The organism is Finegoldia sp. (assembly GCF_046991905.1).
Classification (GTDB): Bacteria; Bacillota; Clostridia; order Tissierellales; family Peptoniphilaceae; genus Finegoldia.
Genome location: NZ_JBKWZF010000052.1, coordinates 1 through 9,976, shown reverse-complemented (window position 1 = coordinate 9,976; position 9,976 = coordinate 1). Strand labels below are relative to the sequence as shown.

5 protein-coding genes are annotated in these 9,976 nt (G+C 29.2%); all 5 read right to left on the bottom strand.

Going from position 1 to position 9,976, the window contains the following annotated elements:
- Positions 1–95 precede the first annotated feature (95 nt).
- On the bottom strand, positions 96–1,055 hold the full coding sequence (locus ACLUJM_RS11360; RefSeq protein ID WP_412412848.1) for a DUF4365 domain-containing protein: 960 nt from the start codon (positions 1,053–1,055) through the stop codon (positions 96–98).
- 501 nt (positions 1,056–1,556) lie between these two features.
- On the bottom strand, positions 1,557–4,091 hold the full coding sequence (locus tag ACLUJM_RS11355; protein WP_412412847.1) for a DEAD/DEAH box helicase: 2,535 nt from the start codon (positions 4,089–4,091) through the stop codon (positions 1,557–1,559).
- Positions 4,092–4,110: 19 nt separating this feature from the next.
- Positions 4,111–5,025 carry a DUF1837 domain-containing protein gene (locus tag ACLUJM_RS11350; protein WP_412412846.1) on the bottom strand — a complete coding sequence of 305 codons (915 nt, stop codon included), beginning with the start codon at positions 5,023–5,025 and terminating at the stop codon, positions 4,111–4,113.
- Between the two features lie 35 nt (positions 5,026–5,060).
- Complete coding sequence (locus ACLUJM_RS11345; protein WP_412412845.1) at positions 5,061–7,043, bottom strand: AlwI family type II restriction endonuclease; 1,983 nt, start codon at positions 7,041–7,043, stop codon at positions 5,061–5,063.
- On the bottom strand, positions 7,044–9,212 hold the full coding sequence (locus ACLUJM_RS11340) for a Dam family site-specific DNA-(adenine-N6)-methyltransferase (RefSeq protein WP_412412844.1): 2,169 nt from the start codon (positions 9,210–9,212) through the stop codon (positions 7,044–7,046). It abuts the gene before it with no gap.
- Between the last annotated feature and the right edge of the window lie 764 nt (positions 9,213–9,976).

The window sequence follows — 9,976 nt, the reverse complement described above, 5'->3', positions numbered from 1 at the left end:
TCTCAGTAGGATCAAGTCTGTATCCATCGACCGACATTTCGTTTTCTATGCTGTCACTAAGATTAATTTTTTTCATATTTCTCTCCGTAATATTATTATTCTTCTGGTACTGCCTTTGTATAAGGTTGTTCTTTTGATATATAATCATCTATGGTTAAAAATGATCTTCCCAACTCGTTTATACTTAAAGTCAACATATATTCAGCTACTTCTCCTGAATAGTCAATGCTACGCATAGGATTTAATTTTTTTCGAAATTCTTCAAATGAATCTCCAACAATAAGCCATTCTTCATCTTCTTTATCATAATAACAATGATATTCACGCCACAATGATTCGTCTTCTTCCATATAAAAATCTTCATCAGCTTCAAAATCTGCCCAAGGGAACAACTTAGGAAAAACTTCAGTGTAAGGGGTAAAAGGAAAATAATATGGATATAAATATCTCTTTTCATTTTCTCCATCATCAACAATCAATTCTGTCTTTCCTTTGCCACTACTCTTGTTTATCCATTCTGTTGAATGAAGTTTAACTGTTCCGCCATCTTTAATAATCTGGATGAATTTCTTTTGAGATAACAAAAAGTTATAATTTAAAACATGTTTTGGTAGGTTGGTAAAAGAAAGAAGTTTTTCATTTGATGAATGATTTAAAAATGACTGAGCAGTAGGAACTTTAACAAAAAAGCCCTTACCTCTACCTCCTTTTGTTCTTTCAATAGTTTTATCAGTTAATTTCTGCCAAATGCACATATCATCATCTGGATTATATAAAACTACAATGCACGGTAAGGAATTTGTAGTCCAATAATTATATTGTCTATCATTTATATCTCTAAAAACTATATAATCATCTTTTTTATCCCTAAACCAACTGGAGCCTGATTTAATTTGCAATGCTAAAAGTTGTCTGTTCTTGCCAGACTCGTCAACAAATTCCATATGAGCATCAATGCCGATATCATCAACTGGTTGTTCTCTAAATATCCATTTATTACGTACAGCAATTTCAGCACAATGATGAATCCCTATGCGTTCAATTGTATTCGCCATAAAAACACCTCCTTTTTTATGTTATTAGGTAATTATCAATATATAAATAGTTTTAAGAATAGTAAGATATCACCGGCATTAGAAATTCAGAGCTTCGCTTTTATTGACTTATACTAAATCCACAAAAGCCTCTCACCAAAACGATGGAAGGCTTTCTAAAATTTTTTACCTACCTTATTGCACTTCGGTCAATAAGTATCGCTCGTGAAACTCGCTTAATTCAACAACTCCCTTTTGAACCTATTTTTTCTCGCTTTTAGTATCAAAACAGTATCACCAATGAGCTTTTTGCTCCAATAAAACGTCGAAACTCTGTCTTTTAAACAGTTTTATAACAGAAACATATTAGTTACTATTATTCCCATTCGTTATGTCCATTGATGTCATTTTGTATAATCGGTATAAAATCAATATTTTTGATATCGATTTTGGCCTTATTATCCAATTTATTCCTGTTTATCTGGTTTTTTACAAAAATATTGCAAGCACAAAAGCATTTTATCATTTTATAAAATTCAACTGAACCTGTATCCAATATGGGAGATTATCATAATGTTGTTTAATTATTTCTCTTATGTTTTCTTCTGACAATTCATTTTTTTCATTTCCTTTAAAATTCAGAAAAATTTTTTCAAATAAATAAAGTGATGTCTCACGCGGAATCCCCATTTCAATCATCGCTCTTGTAATATTATTTATTGCGCCTAATTGCATACAAACCAAAAAACAACTATCCGGATTTTTTATATCATATATAGGCTTTAATAACAAAGGAAGATTAAAAGATATTGTTTTTTGCAACAACTCAATTGTTTCATCAATTTTTTCTGCACCACTATCACCTTTATATCTATCATTATTAAATATGTCATATAACTTTATACCGTTTGCCCAATGCAACCCAAGTGAAACCATTATACTTCTTGATTGTCCATTCTGATATAAAGAGGGGATATATTTTTTATACATGAATGCTGTTTCTTCTTTATCTCTCAGCCATTTGAGTATCTTGTTTAGTTTATTTTTCGCACCTTTTTCAGATGGAGTTTTAGGAACAATCAGGTCAAAGTCCGTATAAATTTTTTCTAAAACAAATGGATCCCAGTACCTATTTTTATAACAAACTTCTTTGGGTATACTTAAGTTTTTAAGTTTCAAGATTATTGCAGCAACCTGTTTTTGTGTGAGTTTTATTCCTACATTATCCATTCTATATTTTGAATCTTTGCCGTATCTTAAAACTGACTGTCTTATATACGATATTATATATCCATACTTTTTCATGGTTTCATCCACAACCTTATCATTCTTAAGAGCATCTTCAATTTCCCATTTATACTCTTGAAATTTTTGTTCATAACTAGTCGATAGTTCTTTACTCTCATCCTCAAATAATTCTATTTGCTCATAACCTTCTGTTTCTGCAAATGCATCCTCGTCCATTACAAAAGTTCTTCCCACATAGTCTTTTAATAGTCTACCCGCTCTACCACGAAGATTAGCCATTTCATAATTCGTTAATTCTACTGCGTCCGAAGTTTTCTTAATATATAAATGCGGATTCCTAATAAATATATTTTGTGCAGGCAAATTTACTCCTTGGAGTAGCGTAGTAGTGCATACAACATTAGACACATTTTTATTCGCTATAGCCACCTCCAAAGTTCTTCTCACATGCAAAGGTAATTTCCCATGATGATATGCAACACCCTTCATAAGTGTTTCGCATAAAGAATAATTTTCACTTACAGAATTTCGATAATACTCTACTAAGTCTGAATTATATTGTGTTACGGGAAACTCTAAAGCTACTGCTATTTTTCTTGCCGTGGATATTGTTGGTGCAAAAATAATGTTTTGTGAATTCCTGCCAATTTTATTTACAATACAACTCAAATATTCCAAATAATCATTAGTATATATCTTCTTACCATAGCACTTTATAAGATTAGTATTTTCAATCCATATTACTAATGGATTTTTAGTAAGAATACAGTACTGTTTTAAAAAATATCTTTTATCTTTTTTCTTTATACTGTAAGTCAAATTTAAAACTGGACTAATGTTCGTCGTATGATCAATAGTCTCAATACCAAAAATACTCTCTCCTACCTTATCAATTTCTTCTATCCTAGGACCAGAAATAATAATTTTGTCAACATTATCTTTGTATCTAAATTCTAGTAATGTATCAAATAATATTTTCGCTCGTTGATCTGAATCTTCTTCAATCCTTTCTATATTTTGAATTTCATCTGCCACAAGTATCAGTTTTTTAGAAAAAGCCTCATCAAAATTATCAAATGCTGCAATAGCTTTTTCTTGTGTCATTACATAAATATTCTTTCTATCTTTTACTTGCTTTCCATCAAAAGAATTAGTAATCCAATAATTCTCAACACCATTAGCTTTTAATTCACGATTAAAGTCTTCCATCACTTGATTAAGTAGACTCAATGTAGGGACGATGTATACAATGTCAATATTTTCAGTTCGCAATCTATTTACTATTTTTAATAGAATCACAAATGATTTTCCCGCAGAAGTTGGGGCAGAAATCCCTAAAATCTTATCATTATCCATACTATCCCAAATTTTCTTTTGAAAATTTGTTAGCAAATACTTTCGATTACCTATATTGACCTCATTATTTAACTGATTTATTGTTGTTGTTATCTCATCAATATAACTGTCTAATACAGTAAATTCACAATTAGCTCTATCAAAATTCTCATCACATATAATAGCCGAGGTTGGATAACCTATTCTGGATAAAAATTTTACAATTATTTTTCTCAAATCATATTCTTCAAAATTAATATGTTCCCACATTAGACCAATAACAGTAATAATATAATTAACATCGGGAGAAGCAACCATAATAGATTCATAATCCAAGCATCTAACAGAGTTATATATTAATGTTTCATTATAGCTAACTACTCTGTTAGCATTTATCAGCCCCATTTTATGAGCAACTGAAGTTAACTCAATATTTAACCAATGTTCAAGAATATCATTCTTTAGTTCTTTCATTAGTTTGTTCCCCCTTTCTCTATATTAATTTCTGAAATTTTTCGGCTAATTCTTTTAGATCCCAAACCGGAAACACTATGTAAGTGATTCTCGACAATATTGGATTTTTACTCATATCAATCTTATTTTTGTCAAAATTTCTATATCTATCTTCAATTATTTTTTTTATATTATTTCTAATAGTATTCTCATCAATTTTATCAATTTTGGATAATTCATTATAGGTCACTATACTTACCAGTTGAATTTCTACAGATTTTAAAGTATTATTCAAATATTTTTCAGCAACTACATTCATTTCATTATCTAAAAAATCTTCATGTACATATAAACCAAGCTCTGATCTATGTTTATTATACGTATTCAATATACTATCTAACGCATCAGAAAAAGCTTCATTAAATTTATATTTAGATGTATATGTTTTGGCTTCTCCTAATATAATTATATTTTTATCATTTTCTATTTTAAAATGTATTGCATCAGCACCAAATCTTTCATGATCAGAAGATGTAGCTATGTTCATTTTTCTAAGTAAAGGAACTGCTTTCATGCACTTTTGAATAAAATGATAAAGTAACAATTCTCCCATTTGACCCTGAATCAAAACATTCTCACTATTTTTATTGGCTCTGAATTTGTTTTTGGCTTTTCTGCCAATATATTGCGAAGCTGCTGCTTCAGACCTGCCACTGTTAACCAGTTTTTTCTTAATTTCTTCATATTTTTCTGAACTATAAATCCAATCAACAATGGTATCAGATAATTCTTCAACAAATCCATCTCTAAGCTCTTGTATATCTTGATATTCTATATATGCACCAATATGTTCTTTGTTATTTGGGAGAATGTCATATTGTTGAACAATAACACCAATCATATTGAATAATGAATCATTTTTAATTAATCTTTTTAATATGTCTTTTTCTTCCAAAACTCACATTCTCCTTTAAAAGTACGTAAAAAAATTTATGCCTTATACTCTCCCGTAGCCTCTTTTATCATCCCACCATACCAATCTACAGTCTCTAATGGCATTTCATGGTATTTGTCAAAGACCTCATACAAATATTTATACTTGACCTTATTTTCAATTATTTTCTTAAGAGAATCTGTATCCATTGAAATAATCTTCATGCCTTTAATAGTTTCTTCATCTCTGGTATATGGGATTATCTTTCTATACCTAAAATCTGAAATCACATTTTTATCTAAGTATGTGCTGACAAACAAGCTGTAATCGAATGGATTATTAAATCTAATTCTGTAATCTCCTAAATGTCTTGAAACAGGCTCCATTTCCATTCTTCTTTGATTAGAGCCATCTGCAAGTGTTGCTTCAAGTAGCAGAGAATGCTTTGGATAAGAAGTGCATGCTTCATATTCATATATAATGTCTGCATAACCTCCAGCTGCATGTGTCTTAGGTAACAGATTGGCTTCTAATGATAACTTCATGAATTCCAAAATATTCCCTTGTCTTTCACTTACTTTATACCATATAATTCCCAAAATATATTCAAAAATAGTCGGTATTGCAGCCTCATCTGTAACAAGTTCTTCTATTCGCTTATCATCTCGTGTTTCAAAACAATTTAGTAACTCTATAAGCACAGAATCGTTAAATTTCTTATCAATAAGAGTGTTAAATCTTCTGTATCTTTCATCATTTACATAAGCTGCTGCTTGTTCCGGACTATTTATGGTGATTCCTAAATCTTTACTTAATGCAGCGTACACTTTACTCATGTCTAACTTGAAAGCTCTTGATATAGTTTCTAAAGTAACATCTACACTGAGATTATTATCTTTGCTAAAAGTTTCTTTATACAGAACATCAATAATCTCTTTAAAATAGTATTTTGGAATCATGTCCAACTTAACCATGCGATCTTCAAAGATTAGTGTATCTGTAACATTGAAATATCTTCTATTTAAATCAAAATAATCAGATAAAGTCGCCATTGCTTTAAAAACATGTAAATATTTGAAAAACATTTCTTTTAGTTCTATTTCATTTTTACAGATTATAAATGGGCATTGTTTGTGAATTGAAGACTTCCCATTTTTTCTTACAATACCAATATTAGTTGTCTTAAATATTAAACGTCTCCACAATGTTCCAGGTTTTTGATTTATATTCTTTGCAGAATTTAATAGTGATTCATAATCGCTTTTCCCATCAAGAAATACTTTCTTTAAATTCTCATATAATTTATAGTAAGGCTTGTCATAGCTTCTGCTTTTACGATTCATCCCGATTAAACATATTAGATTTTCATCAACATCAGAGGCTATAAATTCTTCCCTAGCAAGTTTATAGTTATCCATTTGCATAAGCCTCTTATAAATTATTTCTTCCAGCAAAATTTTACCTTCTCGATATAATTTAATATCCGATATGATTTGTTTCGCACTTTCGTTATCTCTAATTAACGGAACAAAATAAGTAAACTCGTCATAACTTAAAAACTCAAGTTCCGTCAGGCACTTTACAACCGCAATAAACGGTCTAACGATACTACCACTTACATCTATACTCGTTTTAAGAAGCTGTTTTAGATAGATAAAGCTATCTCTATTAATATTAAACACATTATTGGTTTCAAAATCCCCACTACTTGTTATTTTAAGGAGTTCTCTTCCTGCATCCGTAATCAATCTATCTTCTGTAATTAAACCAATATCAACCAATCCTGATGTTTTTTCTCTGGCATCTTTGTCTTTTCTTTTTGCTTCTCCTGTTAGGAAAGCTCTATCTTTCATAAAATCATAATATTTTTCTTGCAATTCTTTGTTCCAGTTCCAACTTGATTCCTTTATGACCTCATTATAAAACTCATCAAGAAGCAACAACTGTGCCTCGATTTTTAAATTTAGTTTTGCAGTTCTAAAACTTGTAGTTCCTATAACCCAACAAAAACTTTGATATGGAATAATTTTATTTACCATTTACTCATTCCTCCAATCTACTGGATAATTGGTAACTAGAACTTCTTCAGAAATACTGTTTTTATATTTTCTATGATAATTACTGTTTGAATAACTTTTATTTAAATAATTGCAATAATATCCTTTACTTTTAATCCAATTATACAAAATATCATTTCTTTTATTTTTACTCTCTAAAACATTAGACAACGCAAAACTAAAGCCTTTTTCATTAGCTTGATCTAAAAATTCAAGCAAAGCTTTTTCATCTAAGTCAGTCCACATTCCATTTTCGTTATATGTTGCATTTGTAATTAAATAAGGAGGATCACAATAAATAAAAGTCTCCTGAGAAAAATCATCTAATGAAATATCCCTAAAATCCTTTTTCAAAAACTGAATGTCCTTGCTTTTCAATTCCTCGGAAAACAACACAAGCTTACTTCTCATCTTAGAATTGAAATCTCTCTTTCCAACAGGAAGATTAAACAGACCTTTTCGATTAAAGCGAATTTGATTATTAAAAGAGAAAACCATCAATATATATAACATTGAATAATCTGTTTCTCCTGCAATGACCTTAGCATTAAAATCATCTCTTAGCTTGAGAAATCTTTCCTTATTGTATCCGGCTAGTCCTTTGCTACTATTGCAATCATAATAGGAGTAACCATATAACGCTGTATTGGATAAGTGATATTCATCAATAATATTATCTATTTGCTTTAATAAGACATCAGTGTCGGTGTCTTTTATAAATTTTATTAAGTCTATCAATTTCTCATTTGAATCATTAAAAATAACTTTTGAAGAAGAGGAATTTATCCCAACATTCCCTCCACCAGCAAATAAATCTAAAAATACTTCCTTTTCATTAAATAAAGGCTGCAACTGTTCCAATAGTTTAAATTTCCCACCAATATAATTAAAAGGGCAAGATATATTCATTTTCTTTTTTTCTTTGCTAAATACTTCGCATAAAAACAATCTTTCTTTATTATCTTGTATATCTGATTTACCAGTTGAAAAACTCTTATAATCCGATTCAAATACAGTTACTTTTCCCTTTTTGCTAAGAATTTTCATAATATCTTCATCCGATATTTTCGCATTGGATCTATCATTTCCCTTGTCTGACATATTGTTATATGAAAGCAAAATATATTTTACATCAGCATTTTCAATAAGCTCCTCAAATGCTTTTGTAGCTGCAATCATACAATAATCACTTTTAAGTGAAGTTCTATCCATCTTTCTTGCAACACCATAAACTTTAGGTTTTTCCCATCGTGCCACATTTTCAAGTAAATGATATGCATCACAATATTGTCTTGAATTATATGGAGGATCTAAATATAACAAATCTCCCTTAATATTTTTAATTAGTTTGTTTGCGTCTAGGTTATAACAAACATTATTGGAATTAATAGATTTTTCAGGCAACAAAACATTCAATACTAAAGTTTTTTTAAAATCGACATTCTTTCTATATGCATCGTAATGTCCAACCGTATTTGCAATCTTATCCATCGCATATAACAAGGATGTAATCAATATTGTATATTCTTTAAAATTTATTTCTTTGTTGTTATACTTAGTTTCAATATCTTCTCTTATATATCCTATCTTGCTACAATCATCAGCAGAAAAGAATGTATCTGCAAAATTTTCTCGCATATAATTATTTTCTTTTGTTTTAACTTGATTATAGTCGTATATAAGCTCAATTATCTTTTTACTTGAATATTTTTCATATCCAAACCATGCATAATTGGAAATATAATTACTATACAGTAAATCATTTGTGATAAGCATTTTGTCCTTAAAAGTATTCGCAACTGCACCGGTTCCACTAAATACGTCAATGACAATATTTACACCTTTACAATTTTCATCAACTGTTTTTCTTATAAAATCAGAAAGAGAATATTTATTTCCTAAATATCGTCTATTATTTATGAATGACTGCTTTAATCCTAATTTAGATATTAAAAATTCTGTGTCATCCTTATCTTGTAAACTACCAGTATTCAAAACTTTTTTTATAGTTTCAACTGTATTTTCATCCCAAAAGTATCTTCCTGTATCACTTCTGGGAATTAAAATATTTTCTTTATCTATTAATTTATATAAATATGACTTAGAAATATCTAATTCTTTTATTACATCAGCAACATTAAGACTTGCCATCTACGTTCCTCCCCGCCACATTTTTATCTATTCTGTAGACATTATAGCATATTTTACGCATTTTTTCTATGATTTTAGTAAAAAATTCAGATGCTAATTGCATCGAAAAAAGTATAATATCAAATATATAATGCTTTCTATATTAACTATTAATGAATTAGTTACTCATACTATTGCATTGATAAATTGTTTTATCTATTTTCGTTTTCTATGTCTTAATTGCTACGTAATATATTCATTTTTCCTATGTTTTAGTTTTTCCAATTTATTTTAACAAGGATATATTTATATTTTTTATCTGTAAAGCTAAACAAATCTCAATTTCAATTAAACGAATTCAGATTACAAAAAGACCGCAGCTTTTAACTACGGTCTAATTTTTTGTCCAAATGTAAACCACTTGGAACTATTATTCAATTTATTCTTTTTTACAAATTTTCCCATTTCAATCCCAGTTACAATTTTTTATCTTCTATAACCGTTGATTTTACAAATTTTTTAATTTTTTTGCGACTAACGAAAATAGCAGTTTCACTGCTCTCCGCGCTCTGTGCTATTTTTCGGGTAAAACTCCCATTCTTCTTTTCCAAACGTACGATATATCCTAAACCGTTCAAAATACTAGGTTCTATTTTTTTTGTATCACTAAATCCACCTAATTATAGGACGTTTTCATATTTTTAGTCCCGTCCCAGTACCAGTACCCGAGAATATAATGTATTATAAGAATCGACTTATTTAATGTACTTAGATTAAATCACTTA

Coding starts and splice junctions, on each gene's coding strand:
- ACLUJM_RS11340 (WP_412412844.1), bottom strand. CDS start 9,212: ATGGCAAGTCTTAATGTTGCTGATGTAATAAAAGAATTAGATATTTCT.
- ACLUJM_RS11355 (WP_412412847.1), bottom strand. CDS start 4,091: ATGAAAGAACTAAAGAATGATATTCTTGAACATTGGTTAAATATTGAG.
- ACLUJM_RS11345 (WP_412412845.1), bottom strand. CDS start 7,043: ATGGTAAATAAAATTATTCCATATCAAAGTTTTTGTTGGGTTATAGGA.
- ACLUJM_RS11360 (WP_412412848.1), bottom strand. CDS start 1,055: ATGGCGAATACAATTGAACGCATAGGGATTCATCATTGTGCTGAAATT.